Source organism: Streptomyces sp. 3MP-14 (assembly GCF_006334905.2).
Lineage (GTDB): Bacteria > Actinomycetota > Actinomycetes > Streptomycetales > Streptomycetaceae > Streptomyces > Streptomyces triticirhizae.
On the sequence record NZ_VDLZ02000024.1, the window covers coordinates 1 to 18,862 of the forward strand.

The 18,862-nt window shown below is 74.6% G+C and carries 19 protein-coding genes; 13 read left to right on the forward strand and 6 right to left on the reverse strand.

What is annotated here, in order from left to right; translation table 11 throughout:
* Positions 1 to 597 precede the first annotated feature (597 nt).
* Positions 598 to 1,041 carry a cell division protein SepF gene (locus FH609_RS29200; protein ID WP_122399494.1) on the reverse strand — a complete coding sequence of 148 codons (444 nt, stop codon included), beginning with the start codon at positions 1,039 to 1,041 and terminating at the stop codon, positions 598 to 600.
* Positions 1,042 to 1,400: 359 nt separating this feature from the next.
* Here FH609_RS29200 and FH609_RS29205 point away from each other — a divergent pair, with 359 nt between their 5' ends.
* The 4 genes from FH609_RS29205 to FH609_RS32345 all read left to right on the forward strand — a co-directional run bounded on the left by FH609_RS29205 (position 1,401) and on the right by FH609_RS32345 (position 5,638).
* Positions 1,401 to 2,318: a S1 family peptidase gene (locus FH609_RS29205; protein ID WP_139674892.1), complete on the forward strand. Its 918-nt coding sequence runs from the start codon at positions 1,401 to 1,403 to the stop codon at positions 2,316 to 2,318.
* Positions 2,319 to 2,794: 476 nt separating this feature from the next.
* Positions 2,795 to 3,868, forward strand: a complete 1,074-nt coding sequence (locus tag FH609_RS29210) for a S1 family peptidase (RefSeq protein ID WP_139674889.1) — start codon at positions 2,795 to 2,797, stop codon at positions 3,866 to 3,868.
* A 130-nt stretch (positions 3,869 to 3,998) separates the two neighbouring features.
* Positions 3,999 to 5,183, forward strand: coding sequence for a DUF5685 family protein (locus FH609_RS29215; RefSeq protein WP_139674886.1), 1,185 nt, complete (start codon positions 3,999 to 4,001; stop codon positions 5,181 to 5,183).
* Between the two features lie 113 nt (positions 5,184 to 5,296).
* On the forward strand, positions 5,297 to 5,638 hold the full coding sequence (locus FH609_RS32345; protein WP_139674883.1) for a chaplin: 342 nt from the start codon (positions 5,297 to 5,299) through the stop codon (positions 5,636 to 5,638).
* 96 nt (positions 5,639 to 5,734) lie between these two features.
* Here FH609_RS32345 and FH609_RS29225 read toward each other — a convergent pair whose 3' ends face one another.
* Positions 5,735 to 6,763: an aspartate-semialdehyde dehydrogenase gene (locus FH609_RS29225; RefSeq protein ID WP_139674881.1), complete on the reverse strand. Its 1,029-nt coding sequence runs from the start codon at positions 6,761 to 6,763 to the stop codon at positions 5,735 to 5,737.
* A 294-nt stretch (positions 6,764 to 7,057) separates the two neighbouring features.
* Between FH609_RS29225 and FH609_RS29230 the strand changes: the two genes are divergently transcribed.
* The 6 genes from FH609_RS29230 (at position 7,058) to FH609_RS29255 (ending at position 11,932) form a co-directional block, all read left to right on the forward strand.
* Positions 7,058 to 7,360 carry an urease subunit gamma gene (locus FH609_RS29230; protein ID WP_139674878.1) on the forward strand — a complete coding sequence of 101 codons (303 nt, stop codon included), beginning with the start codon at positions 7,058 to 7,060 and terminating at the stop codon, positions 7,358 to 7,360.
* A gap of 56 nt (positions 7,361 to 7,416) precedes the next feature.
* Positions 7,417 to 7,773, forward strand: a complete 357-nt coding sequence (locus FH609_RS29235) for an urease subunit beta (protein WP_139674875.1) — start codon at positions 7,417 to 7,419, stop codon at positions 7,771 to 7,773.
* Positions 7,770 to 9,503: an urease subunit alpha gene (locus FH609_RS29240; protein WP_139674872.1), complete on the forward strand. Its 1,734-nt coding sequence runs from the start codon at positions 7,770 to 7,772 to the stop codon at positions 9,501 to 9,503. The genes FH609_RS29235 and FH609_RS29240 overlap by 4 nt, the downstream gene beginning before the upstream one ends.
* Before the next feature lie 78 nt (positions 9,504 to 9,581).
* Positions 9,582 to 10,283 (forward strand): urease accessory protein UreF, encoded by a 702-nt coding sequence (locus FH609_RS29245; RefSeq protein WP_226962043.1) that lies wholly within the window; start codon positions 9,582 to 9,584, stop codon positions 10,281 to 10,283.
* Between the two features lie 150 nt (positions 10,284 to 10,433).
* Complete coding sequence (gene ureG, locus FH609_RS29250; RefSeq protein WP_139674869.1) at positions 10,434 to 11,171, forward strand: urease accessory protein UreG; 738 nt, start codon at positions 10,434 to 10,436, stop codon at positions 11,169 to 11,171.
* Complete coding sequence (locus FH609_RS29255) at positions 11,168 to 11,932, forward strand: urease accessory protein UreD (protein ID WP_139674866.1); 765 nt, start codon at positions 11,168 to 11,170, stop codon at positions 11,930 to 11,932. Before ureG ends, FH609_RS29255 begins: the two co-directional genes overlap by 4 nt.
* Here the strand turns inward: FH609_RS29255 and FH609_RS29260 are convergent.
* Positions 11,920 to 12,297 (reverse strand): ArsR/SmtB family transcription factor, encoded by a 378-nt coding sequence (locus FH609_RS29260; protein ID WP_139674863.1) that lies wholly within the window; start codon positions 12,295 to 12,297, stop codon positions 11,920 to 11,922. The genes FH609_RS29255 and FH609_RS29260 overlap by 13 nt on opposite strands.
* A gap of 16 nt (positions 12,298 to 12,313) precedes the next feature.
* On the opposite strand from FH609_RS29260, the gene FH609_RS29265 reads away from it, so the two are divergent.
* A complete protein-coding gene (locus tag FH609_RS29265) occupies positions 12,314 to 12,790 on the forward strand; it encodes an SRPBCC domain-containing protein (protein ID WP_139674860.1) in 477 nt (158 codons plus the stop codon).
* Positions 12,791 to 13,530: 740 nt separating this feature from the next.
* Here the strand turns inward: FH609_RS29265 and FH609_RS29270 are convergent.
* The gene (locus FH609_RS29270; protein WP_139674857.1) at positions 13,531 to 14,481 is read right to left on the reverse strand and encodes a helix-turn-helix domain-containing protein; all 951 of its coding nucleotides are present in this window, start codon (positions 14,479 to 14,481) and stop codon (positions 13,531 to 13,533) included.
* 167 nt (positions 14,482 to 14,648) lie between these two features.
* Between FH609_RS29270 and FH609_RS29275 the strand changes: the two genes are divergently transcribed.
* The gene (locus FH609_RS29275; protein WP_139674854.1) at positions 14,649 to 15,497 is read left to right on the forward strand and encodes a phytanoyl-CoA dioxygenase family protein; all 849 of its coding nucleotides are present in this window, start codon (positions 14,649 to 14,651) and stop codon (positions 15,495 to 15,497) included.
* Between the two features lie 106 nt (positions 15,498 to 15,603).
* Positions 15,604 to 16,530, forward strand: a complete 927-nt coding sequence (locus tag FH609_RS29280) for a pentapeptide repeat-containing protein (protein ID WP_226962036.1) — start codon at positions 15,604 to 15,606, stop codon at positions 16,528 to 16,530.
* Positions 16,531 to 16,575: 45 nt separating this feature from the next.
* Here FH609_RS29280 and FH609_RS29285 read toward each other — a convergent pair whose 3' ends face one another.
* Both FH609_RS29285 and FH609_RS29290 read right to left on the reverse strand, forming a co-directional pair.
* Complete coding sequence (locus FH609_RS29285; RefSeq protein WP_139674848.1) at positions 16,576 to 17,328, reverse strand: metallophosphoesterase family protein; 753 nt, start codon at positions 17,326 to 17,328, stop codon at positions 16,576 to 16,578.
* Between the two features lie 535 nt (positions 17,329 to 17,863).
* Positions 17,864 to 18,538 carry an HAD family hydrolase gene (locus FH609_RS29290; RefSeq protein ID WP_226962037.1) on the reverse strand — a complete coding sequence of 225 codons (675 nt, stop codon included), beginning with the start codon at positions 18,536 to 18,538 and terminating at the stop codon, positions 17,864 to 17,866.
* Between the last annotated feature and the right edge of the window lie 324 nt (positions 18,539 to 18,862).

An 18,862-nucleotide genomic window follows, 5' to 3' on the forward strand; every position in this document is an offset into this window, starting at 1 on the left:
GGCGGGGGCGGTGGGCCCCGGTATCACCCATGAACTGCCTTGCCTCGGCCGGGCGGTGGGCCCCGGGATCACCCCGCCCATGTCGTTGGCCGCAGGCGGGGAACGTCTCCGCCCTGCTCGCTCTCCCCGAGTGTCGCGGACCTCCGGCCCGTGAACTGCCCTGCTCGGGCGGGGGCGGTGGGCCCCGGTATCACCCATGAACTGCCTTGCCTCGGCCGGGCGGTGGGCCCCGGGATCACCCCGCCCATGTCGTTGGCCGCAGGCGGGGAACGTCTCCGCCCTGCTCGCTCTCCCTGAGTGTCGCGGGCCTCCGGCCCGTGAACTGCCCCGCCCCGCCTGGGCGGTGGGGTCCAGGGCCCGGCCCGGCCCGGCCCGGCCCGGCCCGCGTCGCCGGCCGCAGGCCAAACGACCGCCCGGGCCCGAGCCCCGGACCATGGGCCGCAGGCCCATGAACAACCCCACCCCGCCCCGGCAAGCGTCGCGGGCCCCAGGCCCGCGCGCGCCGCGCGCCCCCGCAAGCGCCGCGCCCCCGCGCGGCAGCGCGAACGCCCCGGGCCCCCAGGGCCCGGGGCTCCGCTCCCCTCCCCGGCAAGGGGCTCAGCTCTGGTTGAAGAACCCGTCGTTGTCCTCCGGCCGGGTCTCACCCGAGACCACCTGGTAGGTGGCCGGGGTGAGCAGGAAGACTCGGTTGGCGACCCGCTTGATGCTGCCGCGCAGGCCGAAGTTGAGCCCGGCGGCGAAGTCGACGACGCGCTTGGCGTCGGCCGTCTCCAGCGAGGTCAGGTTGATCACCACGGGGATGCCGTCCCGGAACAGCTCGCCGATGCGGCGGGCGTCCCGGAAGTTCTCGGGAGTGACCATCGCGATCCGGCTGCCCTGTTCCTCGGCCGCCTGGGCCGCGACCCGCAGGCGCGGGTCGGTGGTCCACGGCGCGGCGCTGTCCCCGGGCTCGGGGCCCTCGGCGTACTCGTCGTCGTAGTAGCGCATCTCGCTGTCGTCGACGAGGCCCAGCCAGGCGCTGGCCTTCCGTACCGATCCCATGGTCGCCTCCTCTCCTGACGCGGCCTCTACCCGTCCGCTGGTCCATCGTCGTCCATGATGCGGTTGTGGTGCCATGTGGATACCTGGCTGTTATGAGTTTCGTGACGGTTCTGGTGCATTCGACGTACGGCCTCATCAGCGACGTTGCCGTGAGCGGGGGCTGACGGAGAGTAAGTCCAGTCGGGGCGGCCAAACGGGTGAGCGGCCGGGGGGCGTGGCCGAAAGGCGTTCTCGACAACGGGGTTGGCGGTGAAGAAGATTCATCCAGCGCTTGTCAGGGTCATGGCATTTCATGATCCCGGCCACGCCTCACGGCCCGACACCCAGCGGGCCATCCGTTCCTTGACTGGAGGAAACACGTGAGTTTGAAGCGCACCAACCCCCACAGACGCAGCTCCCGGCTCGGGCTGATCGCCGCCGCCACGGGGCTGCTCGCCGCCGCCGCCTTCGCCCTGCCGGGCGCGGCCCAGGCGGACGAGGCGCGGACCTTCTCCGCCTCGGAACTCTCCACCGCCAGCGACGCCGTGCTCGCCGCCGACGTGGCCGGCACCGCCTGGCTGGTGGACGAGAAGTCCAACACCCTGCGCGTCACGGTCGACGAGACCGTCTCCGACGCGGAGATCCAGGAGATCACCGAGCGCGCCGGTGACGTGGCGGACGCCATCACCATCGAGCGCACCGAGGGTAAGATCCAGCGCTTCCTGGCGGGCGGCGACGCGATCTACGCCGACGCCGGCTGGCGTTGCTCCGCCGGCTTCAACGTCTCGATCGGCGGGGCCGCGTACTTCCTGACCGCCGGTCACTGCACCGAGGGGTACCCGGACTGGTACACCAACTCCAGCCTGACCACCTATATCGGTCCGAGCATCGACGCCAGCTTCCCCGGCGACGACTACGGGCTGGTGCGCTACGACAACGCGTCCGTCCCGCGCCCGGGCGTGGTGAACCTCTACAACGGCACGACCCGGGACATCACCGGCGCGGCCAACGCCACCATCGGCCTGTCGGTGACCCGCAGCGGCAGCACCACCGGCGTGACCGGCGGCACGGTGACCGGGCTCAACGCCACGGTGAACTACGGCGGTGGCGACATCGTCTCCGGGCTGATCCAGACCAACGTCTGCGCCGAGCCCGGTGACAGCGGCGGCCCGCTCTTCTCCGGCAACACCGCGATCGGCCTGACCTCCGGCGGCAGCGGCAACTGCTCCTCCGGCGGCACCACGTTCTTCCAGCCGGTCGTCGAGGCGCTGAACGACTACGGGGCGACCATCCTGTAGCGCGCCCGCCGTTCCCGTCGCCGACCCGACGGGGAAACCTCACGGTCACTGCCCCCACCCGAACCGGGTGGGGGCAGTGGTGTGTTCGGGGGGCGCGTGTGAACGCCTCTTTGTTACGTGCTTGCTAAATGGTGGCCACGGGGAGGTACTTGGTCGCCCCGAGGGGCGATTTCCGGACAGGTCTAGTCCGGCGCACGTGTGGGGGCGCACCACCGTGCGCGCCGGTATGGACGCCCCCTGTCGCCCCGACTGTGCGCCTCTCAGGGGGAAAATCCGGAGTGTTCTGGACGGTTTACGCGCATTACCCGCACCAGTGTGATGATCTGGTCGGGGCAAGAACTTGTTCTTGTGTGGTCCTGGGCGCGCTGGGAATACTCGCCAGTACCGCTTGGCATGGACGTGACGGACCAACAGGGTTCGGCCAGGTCCGTGCTCTCTCCGGAGCGAAGGCTCCAACCCCCACAGGAGGAAAAAGCGTGACACATCGACGCACGTCAACCCGGCGCATCACGGTCGCCGCCACCGGTGTGGCGGCCCTGCTCGCCGGCTCGTTCGCCGTCGCTCAAGCGAGCGCCAGCCCGGCGGACGAAGCCGCGGTCCCGAGTGTGCTGTCCTCGTCCGAGGCCGGAACGCTCGCGAACACCCTGGTCGAGGAGCTGGGCGACACCGCCGCCGCCGGCAGCTACTACGACTCCGAGTCCGGGACCCTCGTGGTCAACGTCCTCGACGAGAGCGCGGCGGCGCTCGTGGAGGAGGCCGGGGCCGAGGCTCGGGTCGTGGAGCACAGCCTGGAGACCCTCAACGAGGTGATGGCCGAGGTCGACACGTTCGCCGTGCCGGGCACCTCCTGGTCCGTCGATCCGCTGAGCAACGCGGTCAAGGTCAAGGTGGACTCCTCGGTGACCGAGGCCGAGCTGGCCGAAATCGAGGCCGGCGTCGCCGAGTTGGGCGACCTGGCCAGCCTGGAGACCGTGGGCGGCGAGTTCCAGCCGTATGTCGCCGGCGGAGACGCCATCTACAGCTCGGGCGCGCGCTGCTCGGCGGGCTTCAACGTCAACGGCGGCACCGCGTTCCTCACCGCCGGTCACTGCGGCAGCGTCGGCAGCAGCTGGGCCGCCTCCTCCGGCGGCTCGCCGATCGGCACCATGACCGCCGGCGAGTTCCCGGGCGCCGACTACGCGCTGGTGGAGTACAGCGGCAGCAGCGGCGCCAGCGAGGTCAACCGCTACGACGGCACCACGCAGTCGATCAGCGGCGCGGCCGAGGCCGTCGTCGGCCAGTCGGTCGAGCGCTCCGGCAGCACCACCGGCCTGCACGGCGGCGAGGTGACCGGCGTCGACGTCGCGGTCAGCTACCCGCAGGGCACGGTCTACGGCACCATCGAGACCACGGTCTGCGCCGAGCCCGGCGACTCCGGCGGCTCGCTGTTCTCCGGCAGTGACGCGGTGGGCCTGACCTCCGGCGGCAGCGGCAACTGCTCCTCCGGCGGGGTGACCTTCTTCTACCCGGTCACCGACGCGCTGGCCGCCGTCGGCGCCAGCCTCCCGTAACGGGCAGCCGGCATCGCACATCCCACGACCCCCGGCCGCAACCGCGACCGGGGGTTCGTGCGTCTTCCGTGCGCGGCACGGAGAGGCCGTCTCGGGAAGCGGAGCGGGGCAACACCCCAGGGGAGTGCGCGTGTTCGGGATCATCAGACCCTGTCAGCACCGGCTGTCGCGGCGGCTGCGCGACGAGTGGATGGCCCATCTGTGCGGCCTCTGCCTCGCGCTGCGCGGCACGCACGGCCAGTCGGCCCGGCTCGCCACCAACTACGACGGGCTGCTGATCTCCGTGCTGCACGACGCCCAGTTGGAGGGCGCCGCGCCGCCCGCCCGGCGCACCGCCGGGCCCTGCCCGTTGCGCGGGATGCGCACCGCCACGGTGGCGAACGGCGCCGGCGCCCAACTGGCCGCCGCCGTCTCCCTGGTGCTGGCCTCGGCCAAGATCAGGGACCATGTGCTCGACGGCGACGGCCCGCTGCGCCGCCGCTCCCTGGCCACCGCCGCCACCCGGGTGGCCAGGGGCTGGGACGCGGCCGGCGCCAGGGGCGGGGCCGGCGTCGGCTTCGACACCGGGCTGTTGGTCGCCGCCGTGGAGCGGCAGCAGTCGATCGAGGAACGCACCGCGCCCGGCAGCCCGCTGCTGACCGTCACCGAGCCGACCGAGACCGCCACCTCCGCCGTCTTCGCGCACACCGCCCGGCTCGCCGGCCGCCCGGAGAACGCGGCGCCGCTGGCCGAGGCCGGGCGGCTCTTCGGCCGGCTCGCCCATCTGCTGGACGCGGTCGACGACCTGGCGGCCGACCGCGCGGCCGGGCTGTGGAACCCGATCGACGTCACCGACACCTCGGCCGCCGAGGTGCGCCGGCTGTGCGACGACGCGGTGCGCGGGGTCCGACTCGCCCTGGACGACTGCGCGTTCACCGACGGCCGGCTGGCGCACGCGCTGCTGGTCCACGAGCTGGAGCGGGCCGTGGACCGCAGCTTCGGCGCGTCCTGCGCCCATCTGCCCGGCGGTCCTGGGCCCGGCACCCGCCCGCCGGGCGTCGGCGACCCGAACTGGGGCCGGCCCCGCCCCCCGGACGACCACGGGAAGCGGCGCGGCCTGATCGCCGGCTGCGCGGTGTGGGCCGGGCTGCTCTGCACCTGCCAGCTCTGCTGCCGGGAGAGCTACCAGGACGCCTGGGACGGCGAGCCGAGGGAGGGCTGGTGCCACAAGTTCGGGGACTGCTGCGACTGTTGCAACTGCTGTGAGTGCTGCAACTGCGGCAGCGAGGACGGCTGCTGCGGCGGGTGCGACTGCGACTGCGGGTGCGACTGCTGACCGGGGCGGCACGCGGCGCGTGACACGCCTCCGAGTGGAGCAATGCCCAGGTCGGGGCGGGGGTACGCGGTGAGATCTTCCCGTTCAGTTCTTCCTCACTGAGGGGTACCCCCATGCGTCTTCGCACCGCTGCGGCCGTGACCGCCGTTGCCTGCACCGTCGTTCTCGGAGCCGGCTCGGCCGCGGCCGCCTCCGACCAGCCCGCGCACCGTCCGCTCACCGACCACGGTGACCACGGCGACAAGGGCGACAAGCACGACAAGGGCAAGGGCAAGCACCACGGCGACGCCGACTTCGGTGCCGGTGCCATCGGCTTCGCCGCCGGCTCGCCTGGCGTGCTGTCCGGGAACAACATCCAGGTTCCGATCCACATCCCGGTGAACGTCTGCGGCAACACGGTCAACGTCATCGGCCTGCTCAACCCGGCCCTGGGCAACGTCTGCGTCAACGACTGACCCGACGACCGCCCGAGCGCAACACGCGGTGGCCCGCCCCCGGAACTCCGGGGACGGGCCACCGCCGTTTTCCTGCCGTCGTGGCGCGGCCCCGCCTCAGCCGCGTTCGGCGGCGACCAGCTCGGCGATCTGCACCGCGTTGAGCGCGGCGCCCTTGCGGAGGTTGTCGCCGGAGACGAAGAGCGAGAGGCCGTTCTCCACGGTCTCGTCCCGGCGGACGCGGCCGACGAACGACACGTCGCGGCCGGCGGCCTGGAGCGGGGTCGGGATGTCGGAGAGCGCCACGCCGTCGGCCTCGGCCAGCAGCTCGACCGCCTTGCGGGGGGTGATGGGCCGCGCGAAGCGGGCGTTGAGCTGGAGCGAGTGCCCGGTGAAGACCGGCACCCGCACGCAGGTGCCGGAGACCGGCAGGCCGGGGATCTCCAGGATCTTGCGGGTCTCGTTGCGGAGCTTCTGCTCCTCGTCGGTCTCGTCGAGGCCGTCGTCCACGATCGAGCCGGCCATCGGCAGCACGTTGAACGCGATGGGCCGCACATACTGCTCGGGGGCGGGGAAGTCGACGCCGGTGCCGTCGAAGGTCAGCGCGGTGGCGTCCTGGGCCAGCGCGGCCTTCGCCTGGGCGTGCAGCTCGGCGACGCCGGCCAGCCCGCTGCCGGAGACCGCCTGGTAGGTGCTGGCCACCAGCGCCACCAGCTCCGCCTCGCGGTGCAGCGGCCTGAGCACCGGCATGGCCGCCATGGTGGTGCAGTTGGGGTTGGCGATGATGCCCTTGGGACGGTCGGCGATCGCGTGCGGGTTGACCTCGGAGACCACCAGCGGGACCTCGGGGTCCATCCGCCAGGCCGAGGAGTTGTCGATCACCACGGCGCCGGCGGCGGCGACCCGTTCGGCCAGCGCCTTCGAGGTGGTCTTGCCCGCCGAGAAGAGCACGATGTCGAGCCCGGAGTAGTCGGCCGCCGCCGCGTCCTCCACGGTGACCTCGCCGTCGCCCCACGGGAGGGCGCGCCCGGCCGACCGGGCCGAGGCGAAGAGCCGCAGCTGATCCACCGGGAACTTCCGCTCGGCGAGAATCGCGCGCATCACGCCGCCGACCTGTCCGGTCGCGCCAACGATCCCGATCTTCATGGGGCTCCTTACCTCGTGTGCCTCGGTGCCTGGGGTCCTGGGGCCAGGGCTGGTGCTCGTGTCCCGTCCCCCGCCTCCTACCCTGCCCGCTCGAAACCCTGCCGGCCAGTTCTTTGACGCTGGTCACACTCGGGGTGGCGGGGCGGAACACCTCCGGTCACCTCCGGTTACTTCTGAATGGAAGTAACGCCGCCGTAACGCGCCGCGTCTAGCCTCCAACAGCCGGGCGCCACCCGGCCCGTGGACGGACGCGTCGGCAGCCTCGTCGGACGCGCGAGGTGGAGAGGTGGAGGCGTGCAACTGACCCCGCACGAACAGGAACGGCTGCTGATCCATGTGGCCGCCGACGTGGCGGAACGCCGCCGTGCCCGGGGGCTGCGGCTCAACCACCCGGAGTCGGTCGCGTTGATCACCGCCCACGTCCTGGAGGGCGCCAGGGACGGGCGGTCCGTGGCCGAGCTGATGGACTCCGGGCGGCGGGTGCTGAGCCGTGCCGAGGTGATGGACGGGGTCCCCGAGATGATCCACGACGTGCAGGTCGAGGCGACCTTCCCGGACGGGACCAAGCTCGTCACCGTCCACGAGCCGATCTCCTGACCACCCCGACCACCCCGAAGGCCCCGCACGACCCCACGAAGGAAGGCCCGACCGCCGTGATCCCTGGAGAGATCCTCTTCGCCGAGACGCCGGTGCCGTTGAACGAGGGCGCCCCGCGCACCCGGCTGGTGGTGCGCAACGGCGCGGACCGCCCGGTGCAGGTCGGCTCGCACTACCACTTCGCCGAGGCCAACCCCGGGCTGGCGTTCGACCGTTCGGCGGCCTGGGGGAGGCGGCTGGCGATCGCGGCCGGCACCGCCGTGCGCTTCGAGCCGGGCATCCCGGTCGAGGTCGAGCTGGTGCCGCTGGCCGGGCGCCGGGTGGTGCCCGGGCTGCGCGGCGCGGCCGGCGGGGCGCTGGACGGGGCGGGCGCGGAGGGTGCGCGACCGGGCGGCGCGGGTGACCGTTCATGACCGAGCTGAGCAGACAGCGTTACGCGGACCTCTATGGGCCGACCACCGGCGACCGGGTGCGACTGGCCGACACCGATCTGCTGATCGAGATCGAACGCGACCTCAGCGGCGGGCCCGGACTGGCCGGCGACGAGGCGGTCTTCGGCGGCGGCAAGGTGATCCGCGAGTCCATGGGCCAGTCCCGGGCCACCCGGGCCGAGGGCACCCCGGACACCGTGATCACCGGGGTCGTGGTGCTGGACCACACCGGGATCGTCAAGGCCGACGTCGGGATCAGGGACGGCCGGATCGCCGCGCTCGGCAAGGCCGGCAACCCCGACACCATGAACGGGGTCCACCCCGCGCTGGTCATCGGCCCCGAGACGGAGGTGATCGCCGGCAATGGTCGCATCCTCACCGCCGGCGGCATCGACGCGCATGTCCACTTCATCGCCCCCGGCATCGTCGACGAGGCGCTGGCCTCCGGCATCACCACCCTGGTCGGCGGCGGCACGGGCCCGGCCGAGGGCACCAGGGCCACCACCGTCACCCCCGGCTCCTGGCACCTGGAGCGGATGCTGGCCGCGCTCGACGACCTGCCCGTCAACATCGGCCTGCTCGGCAAGGGGAACACCGTATCCGCCGAGGCGATGCGCGCCCAACTGCGGGGCGGCGCCGTCGGGTTCAAGATCCACGAGGACTGGGGCGCGACCCCCGCCGTGATCGACGCCTGCCTCACCGTCTGCGAGGAGACCGGGGCCCAGCTGGCCATCCACACCGACACCCTCAACGAGGCCGGCTTCGTCGGCGACACCCTGGCCGCCATCGCCGGCCGGACCATCCACGCCTACCACACCGAGGGCGCGGGCGGCGGGCACGCGCCCGACATCATCACCGTGGTCTCCGAGCCGCACGTGCTGCCCAGCTCGACCAACCCGACCCGGCCGCACACCGTGAACACCGTCGAGGAACACCTCGACATGCTGATGGTCTGCCACCACCTCAACCCCTCGGTGCCCGAGGACCTGGCCTTCGCCGAGTCGCGGATCAGGCCGTCCACCATCGCCGCCGAGGACGTGCTGCACGACCTGGGCGCGATCTCGATCATCTCCTCCGACTCGCAGGCCATGGGCCGGGTCGGCGAGGTGGTGCTCCGCACCTGGCAGACCGCGCACGCCATGAAGCGGCGGCGCGGCGCGCTGCCCGGCGACGGCGCGGCCGACAACCTCAGGGCCCGTCGCTATGTCGCCAAGTACACGATCAACCCGGCCGTCGCCCAGGGCATGGCCGACGAGATCGGCTCGGTCGAGCCGGGCAAGCTCGCCGACCTGGTGCTCTGGGAGCCCGCGTTCTTCGGCGTCAAGCCGCTGCTGGTGCTCAAGGGCGGCCAGATCGCCCACGCGCGGATGGGCGACGCCAACGCCTCCATCCCCACCCCGCAGCCGGAGCTGGCCCGGCCGATGTTCGGCGCGCTGGGCCGCGCCCCGGCCGGGAACTCGGTCACCTTCGTCACCCCGCTCGCCCTGGAGGACGGCCTGGACCGGCGGCTGGCCGAGCGGCTCGGGGTGGCCAAGCCGCTGGTCGCGATCGGCGACACCCGCGCCACCACCAAGGCGGACATGCGGCTCAACGACGCCCTGCCGTCCGTCACGGTCGACCCGGACACCTTCACCGTCACCGTGGACGGCGAGCCGGTCGAGCCCGCGCCGGCGGCCGAACTGCCCATGGCCCAGCGGTACTTCCTCTTCTAGGGCGCGGGGAGGAGATCGGTCGTGTCGTCGGAGCTGAGCGGGGCTGAGCTGAGCGGGGCGGGGCGGGGCGGGGCTGAGCTGAGCGGGGCGGGTCGGGGCGGTGGCGGCACGCCTGGGGCGCTGCTGCTGTTGGCCGACGGGCGGTTTCCCGCCGGCGCGCACGCCCACTCGGGCGGCGCGGAGGCGGCGGTGCGCGCCGGGCGGATCACCGGGCCCGCCTCCCTGGCGGCGTTCTGCCGGGGGCGGCTGCACACGGCGGGGCTGGTCGCCGCCGCGCTCGCCGCGACGGCGGCGGCCGGGGCCGACCCGGCCGCGCTGGACGCGGCGGCCGACGCGCGCACGCCGTCGCCGGCGCTGCGCGCGGTGGCGCGGCGGCTCGGCCGCCAACTGCTGCGCGCCGCCCGGGCCACCTGGCCGGACCCCGCGCTGACCGCGCTGGCGGAGGCGGTGCCGGGCGGCGCGCACCAGCCGGTGGTGCTCGGCGCGGTCGGCCGGGTGGCCGGGCTCGGCCCGCGCGATGTCGCGCTGGCCGCCGGCTATGACGCGGTCAGCGCGCCGGCCTCGGCCGTGGTGCGGCTGCTGGGCCTCGACCCGTTCGAGGCGACGGCGGTGCTGGCCCGGCTCGCGCCCGAGACGGAACGCGTCGCCGACCGCGCGGTGGCGGCGGCCGACGCCTGGCCGGAGCGAGGCGAAGTGGCGCTGCCGGCCGGGGCCGCGCCGCTGCTGGAGATCGCGGCCGAGGAGCACGCGGCCTGGCCGGTCCGGCTCTTCGCCTCCTGACCACCCCGACCTGACCCTGACCGCCGGCACCACGACCCGAACCGCCCGCTCACGACCGCCCGTTGACCGTTCCCGCCACCTCGTTGACCGTCCCGGACCGTTGACCGTTCCCGACCGTTGGCTGACCGCCGTTGATCCTGGGAGAACGCCGTGCACCTCGACCATCCCGAGAGCTTTCCGCACCGCCACACCTACTCGGCCGCCCGGGCGCGCCGCCCCGACGGGAGCCGGCGGGCGCTGCGCGTGGGGCTGGGCGGCCCGGTCGGCTCCGGCAAGACGGCCACCGTCGCCGCGCTCTGCCGGGCGCTGCGCGAACGGCTGGCCATCGCCGTGGTCACCAACGACATCTACACCCGCGAGGACGCCGACTTCCTGCTGCGGAACGCCGTGCTGCCGGCCGAGCGGATCAGCGCCGTGGAGACCGGCGCCTGCCCGCACACCGCCATCAGGGACGACATCTCCGCCAACCTGGAGGCGGTCGAGGAGCTGGAGGACCGCACCGGCCCGCTGGACCTGGTGCTGGTGGAGTCCGGCGGGGACAACCTCACCGCGACGTTCTCCCGGGGCCTGGTGGACGCGCAGATCTTCGTGATCGACGTGGCGGCCGGCGACGACATCCCGCGCAAGGGCGGCCCCGGCATCACCGGCGCCGACCTGCTGGTGGTCAACAAGACCGACCTCGCGCCGCACGTCGGCTCCGACCTGGCCGCGATGGCCAGGGACGCCGAGGCCCAACGCGGCGAACTGCCCGTGGTCTTCACCTCGCTGAAGGACCCGGCGGGGGTGGCCCCGGTCGCCGACTGGGTGCTGGCCCAACTCGCCGCCTGGCGCGCGGAGTCGGCGGAAACGCAGGCGGCGGAAACGCCGGCGGCGGGGGCGGGGGTGTGACGGGCGGCGGCCGGCCCTCGGTCGCCGCGCGGGCCGCCGTCGTCGCCGCGCCCGGCGGGGCGCTGCCGGTGCTGCGCGGCGAGGGGCCGCTGGCGCTGCGCCGCACCCGCTCGGCCGACCCGGCGTTCGCGCAGGTCACGCTCGTCGGGGCGATGAGCGCGCCGCTGACCGGCGACCGCCTGGAGCTGACCGTCGACGTGCTGGCCGGCGCCGCGCTGCGGATCACCTCGGCCGCCGCGACGCTTGCCCTGCCGGGCCGGGTTCCGGAGCCGGCCGAGTACCGGGTGACGCTGCGGGTCGCCGACGAGGCCACCCTGGACTGGGCGCCGGAACCGTTGATCTCGGCCGCCGGCAGCGCGCTGCGCCAGCACACCCGCGTCGAACTGGCGCCGACCGCCCGGCTGGCGCTGCGCGAGATCCTGGTGCTGGGCCGGGACGGCGAGGAGCCGGGGCGGCTGGCCAGCCGGTTGACCGTCCACCGCGACGGGCGGCCGCTGCTCGACCAGGAGCTGCGCTGCGGCGACTGGGCGCCTGGCTGGGACGGCGGCGCGGTGCTGGGCGGACACCGGGCGGTGGGGCAACTGCTGTGCGTTGACCCGGAGTTGGCCAAGGCGCCCGCCGAGCCGCAGCGGCTCGGGGCGGGCGCGGTCACCGTGCCGCTGGCCGGCCCGGCCACCCTGACCAGCGCCGTCGCGCCCGACGCCCTGGAACTCCACCGACTGCTGGCGGCGGCCGGGACCGGGGGCTCCTACTCCTGGTGACGGCCGCCCTGGCCGTCCTGGGGGTCCTGGCCGTCCTGGTCGTGGCGGTCGAGTTCGTCGAGCAGGTTGACGGCGGCGGTCATATAGCCGCTGATCCAGCGGTCGTGGATGCGCTTGATGGGCAGCGGCGCCAGCGACAGATGCCGTTCCCTGCCCAGGCGCCGGCCCGTGACCAGGCCGGCCTGCTCCAGCACGCGCAGATGCTGGAGCACGGTGGTGCGGTCCAGTTCGGGCAGGAGCGCGCACAGCTCTCCGGTGGTGCGGGTGGCCGACTTGAGCGCGTCGAGCATTCGGCGCCGCACCGGCGAGGCGAGGGCCTTGAACACGCGGTCGTCGTCGGCGTCCTCGGCGGCGGGGGCAGTCATGTTGTAAATTTACAACATGACTGAGAGTGCATCGCTGACCGAACTGTCCTTCACCGTCTCCGGGCGCGTCGCGCGGCCGCCCGAGGGGGTCTACGAGGCCGTCGCCGACCCGGAGCAACTGTCGCGCTACTTCACCACCGGCGGCGCCCGGGGCCGCCTGGCCCCGGGCGCGGACGTGACCTGGGACTTCGCCGACTTCCCTGGCGCGTTTCCGGTCACCGTCACCGAGGCGGACCCGCCTCGGCGGCTGGTCATCGAGTGGGCGGGGGAGGCCACCACGGGGGAGCGGGGCGTCACCCGCGTCGTCTTCGAGTTCGAGCCGATCGACTCCGGACGGCGAACCCTGGTGACGATCACCGAGACCTCGTGGCAGCCCACGCCCGAGGGGGCGAAGGCCGCCTTCGGGAACTGCGAGGGCTGGACGGGGATGCTCGCGGCGCTCAAGGTGTGGGTCGAGCACGGGATCAATCTCCGCGAGGGCTTCTACCGGTAGTCGCGTGCGCCGCCCCGCTGGCGCGGGGCGGCGGGAGGGGCGGTCCCGGCGGCCCGCCGCTGGCTGCTGGCGCGGGGCGGTGGGGTGGCGGGGGAGGCGCCGCCGGCCTGCCGGACGGACTTGGCCGCTCGCTGGAGTCGGCCCGTTCGTGCGCGTTGGCTCCTTGCGCGGGGCTGTCCGCTGGTGCGGGGTGGTGGGTGCCGGCCGTCGGCCAGCCGAAGGGCGGGCCTGCCGGCTCGTTCGGCGGGAGGGGCGCCGGCACTGCCAGCTCGCGTGGGGCGCTGGCGCGTGGCGGCGGGCTGGACCGGACCGGTGCCGGGGCCCGTCGGAACAGGGCCCATCCGCGCCGAGGCCCGGCCGGAACGGGGCCGTCTCCATCCGGGCCGGCCGGAACGCGAACCGTCTGTGCCCGGGCTCGCCGGGACGGGCCCGTCCCTGTCCGGGCTCGCTGGGACGGGCGCGTCCCTGTCCGGACCCGCCGGGATGGGCACTCGTTTGTGCTCAACGCTGCCGGGGAGCGGCGGCCGTCCGCGCCCGGAGTCCGCCGGGGAGGAGCGGGGGGCGTTCGTGCCCGGGGTCCGCCGGGGCGGGGACCTGTCCGCCGTCAGTCCTGCTGGGGAGCGGGGGGCGTTCGTGCCCGGGGTCCGCCGGGATGGGGACCTGTCCGCCGTCAGTCCCGCCGGGGAGCGGGGGCCGTCCGCGCCCGGGGTCTGCCGGGGCGGGCCCGGGCCGCCGCTTGGCTACGTGCTTCCGTCGGGGCGCGGCGGCGCCTCCGTTGGCCGGAGGCCGTCGCGGTAGGCGCCGGGCGGCAGCCCATAGCGTTCCCGGAACAGGCGGCTGAAGTGGAACGGGCTGGCGAAGCCGGCCGAGGCGGCGACCCTGGCCACCGAGAGGTCGGTCGCCTCCAGCAGCCGGGCGGCCTGCCGCAGCCGCGCCTCGCGCAGCGCGCGCATCGGCGGCTGGCCCAGCTGCTCGGTGAAGAGGTGGGCCAGCCGGGAGGGCGACAGCGCCACCCGGGCGGCGAGCGAGGCGACGGTGTGCGGGGCGCCCGGGTCGGCGGCGATCAGCGCCGCCACCCGGCGCACCCGGGGATCGACGCCGGCGCCCCCCGCCGCCGTCGCGCCGGGGGCGCGCGCCGTCGAGGCGGCCAACACCACGATCTCCTCCAGCGCCCCCAGCGCCAACTCCCTGGCGGCCGAGCCATGGGCGACCGCCACCGGCGCCGAGCCGTCGGCCGGCGGGGCGGCCGGCCCCGGCGCCTCGCCCGACCAACGGGCGTCGGCCGCCATCCGCGCGAACGCGGCGGCGATCCGTTCCCGCGCGAACTCCGGCACGCCGCGCACCGCGTAGAGCCCGCCGCCGGGCGAACGGAACGGCCGCAGCCAGCTGGCCCAGGCCGGCCTGGCCTGGCAGTGCACCCACCAGAACGCCCACCGTTCCGCGCCTTCGGCCACCTCGTAGCGGTGCGGGGCGCGGGGGCCGAGGGCGACCAGGTCGCCGGGCCCCGCGGTCGCCGCGTCGGGCCCCTGGCACAGCAGTCCGCCGCCGGCGACGGTCCAGGTGAACAGCCAGCTGTCGGCCCCGCGCGGGCGGCGCACCGCATAGCCGGGCCGTTCGTCGAAGCGGCCCACGGTCAGCAGGCCCGGCGGGGGAGCAGCAGCCTCGGGCAGGTCCCCGGCGTTCACGGGCATCCTCCAGACCGGCGGTCGGACCTAGCGTCGAAACAGAACACCAATCACCAGATGACTCAACCAGACAGCGACCCGAACGAACAGAGAACGACGGCGAACAGCGAACGACGGCGACGACCGATCGCGGACGTTGGACGAACCATCGCGGACGTACTGGGAGCGGACAGATGACGACAGCCGAGACCACCAAGACGACTACGGCCGGCGCCGGGGGCGGCCTGCCGGAGGCCGAGCGGCGGCGCTTCCGGGAGGAGGGATTCCTGGTGCTGCGCGGCCTCTTCGGGCCGGATGAGATCGAGGAGCTGCGGGCGGAGTTCATGGCGATCGGCGCGGGCGGCCCGTTGCCCGGCCACTTCGAGCCGAGGGAGCCGGCGCCCGGCGAGCCCGACGACCCGCTGACCCGCCTGCCCCGGGTGATGCACCCGCACCAGATCAGCCGACTGGCGCTGCGCTGGCTGCTGGACGCGCGGCTGCGCGTGGTGCTGGAGGGGCTGCTGGGCGAGGAGCCGCTGGCCGCGCAGAGCATGTTCTACTTCAAGCCGCCGGGCGCCCGGGGGCAGGCGCTGCACCAGGACAACTTCTACCTCCGGGTCGAGCCCGGCACCTGCGTGGCGGCCTGGATCGCCTGCGACCTGATCGACCGCGACAACGGCGGTCTGGAAGTAGTCCCCGGAACGCATGAGATGGACCTCTTCTGTCCGGAAGAGGCCGATCCGACGCTGTCCTTTGTCCGGGAGTACGTTCCCCCGCCGCCCGGGCTGGCCACCGTGCCGGTCGACATGGCGCCGGGCGACGTGCTGTTCTTCAACGGCAGCCTGGTGCACGGCTCGCAGCCCAACCGCACGGCCGACCGGTTCCGCCGCTCGTTCATCTGCCACTACGTGGGCCGCTCGGCGGAGCGGATCGGCAACTGGTACCCGACGCTGACGATGAGCGGCGACCGGGTGCGGCTCCCGGAGAGCGAGGGCGCCGGGCCCTGCGGGACGGAGTTCGAGGCCCCGGCCGGGCCGCACTGAACCGGCCGGCCGGCCGCATCGAACGGGCCTGGGGGACGGGCCTGCGTGACGGCCTGGGAGAATGGGGGCGCACGAGCCGGCTGAGTCGCACGAGGAGGGGCGCGCGTTGTCCCCAGACACCCCACCCGTGACCGCCGGCGCGCGCCGGCGGCTCGCGCTGGTCGGCGACTGCGCCGACTGCCACGGGCTGTGCTGCGTGGCGCTGCCGTTCGCCGCCTCGGCCGACTTCGCGCGGAGCAAGCCGGCCGGCACGCCCTGCGGCCACCTCGGCGCCGACTCCCGCTGCGGCATCCACGCCGGGCTGAGGGAGGCGGGCTACGTCGGCTGCGCCGTCTTCGACTGCTTCGGCGCGGGTCAACGGATCTCCCAGGTCACCTTCGAGGGCGCGGACTGGCGCGGGGACCCCGCGACGGCGCGGCGGATGTTCGACGTCTTCCCCGTGCAGCGTCAACTCCACGAGCTGCTGTGGTACCTGACCCAGGCCACCGCGCTGCCCGCCGCCCGCCCGCTGGGCGAGCGGCTGGCAGCGGCGTTGGCCGAGACGGAGCGGTTGGTCGACGCCGGGGCCGACGAGCTGCTCGCGCTGGACGTGGCGGCGCACCGCGCCGGGGTCAACGAGCTGCTGCTCGCGGTGAGCGAGCGCGTCAGGGCCGGGCTGCCGGCCGCGCGCCGCTACCGCAGGGGCGCCGACCTGGCGGGCGCCCGGCTGCTCGGCGCCGACCTGCGGGGGGCCAACCTGCGGGGCGCGCTACTGATCGCGGCCGATCTCGGCGGGGCCGATCTGCGGGGCGCGGACCTGATCGGCGCCGACCTGCGCGGGGCCGACCTGCGGGGCGCCCGGTTGGCCGGCGCGCTCTTCGTCACCCAGGCCCAGCTGAACGCCGCGCGCGGCGACGGCGGGACGACCGTTCCCGAGCGGCTGACCCGCCCGGCCCACTGGCCCACCGCTGCCGGTGCCGGTGCCGGTGGCGGTGCCGGTGGCGGCCGTCGGGCACGGAGGCGCGGCAACGGGCGTCGTCCGTCCGGGCGTTGACCCTCTTCCTGTCGGTCATCGCCGGTCCGGGTCGATCCCGGTCGGTCACCGCTGGTCGGCGGCCAGCGCGGTGAAGACCTCCAGCGCCTCCTCGGCGGTGTGCGGGGAACGGACATAGGTCTCCGCCCAGGTCGCGGCGTCGGGGTGGCCCGAGGCGGCGATCTCCGCGCAGGCCGCGTCCACGTCGAACGCGGTGTGCCGCAGCGACACCGCGTCGCCCGGTCCCAGCAGCGCCCAGTGCGCGCCCGGGCGGCCGTAGGGCATCCCGACGCTGCCCGGGTTGACCACCAGCCGGCCGCCGACCAGCCGGACGAACGGCATGTGGGTGTTGCCGCAGACCACCGTGGAGACCTCGGGGTCCACGCCGGCCAGCGCCCGGGCCCAGTGCGCGGTGGGGGAGTCGACCAGGACCACCTCCTCGTCCGAGCGCGGGGTGCCGTGGCAGAACAGCACCCGCCCGAGGCCCGGCAGTTCCAGGGTGGCGGTGGTCGGCAGGCCGGCCAGCAACGCGACCTGGTCCGCGCGGAGTTGACGCGCGGCCCAGGAGCCGGGCCCGGCCTCGCGCGTGGCGCCGGCCTCGGCCATGGCGCGGTCGGCGTTGCCCCGCACCCACACGGCCCGTTCCCCCAGGGCGGCCAGCGCGTCCAGGGTGGCGACCGGCTGGGGGCCGGCGGCCAGGTCGCCGGTGAGCACGATCCGGTCGGCGTCCCGCACGGCGGGCTCGTCGAGCACGGCCCGCAGCGCGGGCAGCACCCCGTGGACGTCGGAGAGCACGGCGATCCGTGCGTCGGCGTTCATGCCCCGACCCTGCCCGCCCACCACGCGACGGGCTACCACCCGCCACGCGAACTCGCCCTCAGCAGAACGGCCTTGCCGGCCAACGGGCCGGGCCGGGCCGGTTCTGCCTGGCTGGTCCTTGGGCGGAACGGCCTCGGCGGCTTGGCAGCGAACGACCTGCCGGTGAGCGGCCTGTCCGGTCTCGGCGGCCGGGCCGAGTCTTGCCGGCCGGCCTGGCGCCCCCACCGGCCCGCCTTTGCCGGCCCGGGCCGACGAGGACGACGCATCGCTCGATGCACCGGCGCCCGGCGTTCCCGCGTCCCGGCGTGGCCTTGCCGGCCGATGCCTTCGCCGGAACGGTCCGGTCTCGAAGGCCGGTCCCTCGCCGGCCAGGCGCCCGGCGTTCCAACGTCCCCGCGTCGATGGGCCGTTCCGGCAGCCCAGCAGGCTCCGACGGCCGGCCCGTTCGCCGGGTGGGAACCCTGACGGCTTTGGTGGTTCGGCCCACCGGACCGAACCACCAAAGCCGTCAGGCCGAGTCAGCCGCCGGCAGGCGTCACGCGTTCTCCAGCAGTGCCGGCAGCTTGCGCATGTCGTCGAAGACGGTGGTGCCGGGGCCGGCGAGCCAGTCGGCCGGGGTGAGGCCGCCCGCGTAGCCGAAGGCACGCATCCCGGCGGCGCGGGCGGCGCGCACCCCGTACTGGCTGTCCTCGACCACCGCGCAGCGGGCCGGGGCCACGCCCATGCGGTCCGCCGCGTACAGGAAGAGGTCGGGCTCCGGCTTGCCCCTGGCCACCTCGCTGGCGCTGAAGATCCGGTCGTCCCCGAACCGTTCGCGCAGGCCGGTGCGGCCCAGGGTGCGGCGCATCTTGTCGTGGCTGCCGCTGGAGGCGATGCAGAACAGTGGAACGGGCAGCGCGGCCAGGGCCTCGGAGACGCCGTCCACCTCGGTGAGTTCGGTGTCGATCGCGTGGGACAGCCGGATGCGGTACTCCTCGCCCCAGCGGGCGGCCAGCTCCGCGCCGAGCCGTTCGGCGATCTGCTGCTCGACCGCGCGCTCGGAGCGGCCCAGGAAGCGGTCGATCACCTCGTCCTCGGTCAGCGGCCAGCCCAGCTCCGCGCCCAGGTCGAGGCAGACCCTGAGCGCCAGCGGCTCGCTGTCCACGAGCACGCCGTCACAGTCGAAGATCACCAGGTCGAAGGGGGACCGGGACACGGGGGGAGTCGCCACTCGGGCAGCCTAACGCGCCGGGCGCGCGCCGAGGGGCGCGGGGAGGTCTCCGGGCGCTCCCCGGGCCACGTCCCCCGCGCCCCCCGGGCCACGTCCCCCGCGCCCGCCCGGGGAGCGCCCCGCGCGCCGCCCGGGAGGGCTAACTCGGTGCTCGCCCAAGGCCGTTGCCGGCCGCCCGCTCCAGGTCGGCTTTCGGCCAGCCAAGATCGTGAAAACCCCCGATGACCTGCGGCGGACGCCAATCGCACACGCGTTCGATGGCTGGTTTATGGTGGACCGGAACAGCGGCGGACAGGGGGGTCGGGTGCGCGAAGGAGGTGCGGG

Excerpts from the sequence above, each read along its gene's own strand:
- FH609_RS29225 (WP_139674881.1), bottom strand. The coding sequence starts at position 6,763 with ATGAAGATCGGGATCGTTGGCGCGACCGGACAGGTCGGCGGCGTGATG.
- FH609_RS29200 (WP_122399494.1), bottom strand. The coding sequence starts at position 1,041 with ATGGGATCGGTACGGAAGGCCAGCGCCTGGCTGGGCCTCGTCGACGAC.
- FH609_RS29240 (WP_139674872.1), top strand. The coding sequence starts at position 7,770 with ATGACCGAGCTGAGCAGACAGCGTTACGCGGACCTCTATGGGCCGACC.
- FH609_RS29285 (WP_139674848.1), bottom strand. The coding sequence starts at position 17,328 with ATGAACGCCGACGCACGGATCGCCGTGCTCTCCGACGTCCACGGGGTG.
- FH609_RS32345 (WP_139674883.1), top strand. The coding sequence starts at position 5,297 with ATGCGTCTTCGCACCGCTGCGGCCGTGACCGCCGTTGCCTGCACCGTC.
- FH609_RS29260 (WP_139674863.1), bottom strand. The coding sequence starts at position 12,297 with ATGACTGCCCCCGCCGCCGAGGACGCCGACGACGACCGCGTGTTCAAG.
- FH609_RS29265 (WP_139674860.1), top strand. The coding sequence starts at position 12,314 with ATGACTGAGAGTGCATCGCTGACCGAACTGTCCTTCACCGTCTCCGGG.
- FH609_RS29275 (WP_139674854.1), top strand. The coding sequence starts at position 14,649 with ATGACGACAGCCGAGACCACCAAGACGACTACGGCCGGCGCCGGGGGC.
- FH609_RS29270 (WP_139674857.1), bottom strand. The coding sequence starts at position 14,481 with ATGCCCGTGAACGCCGGGGACCTGCCCGAGGCTGCTGCTCCCCCGCCG.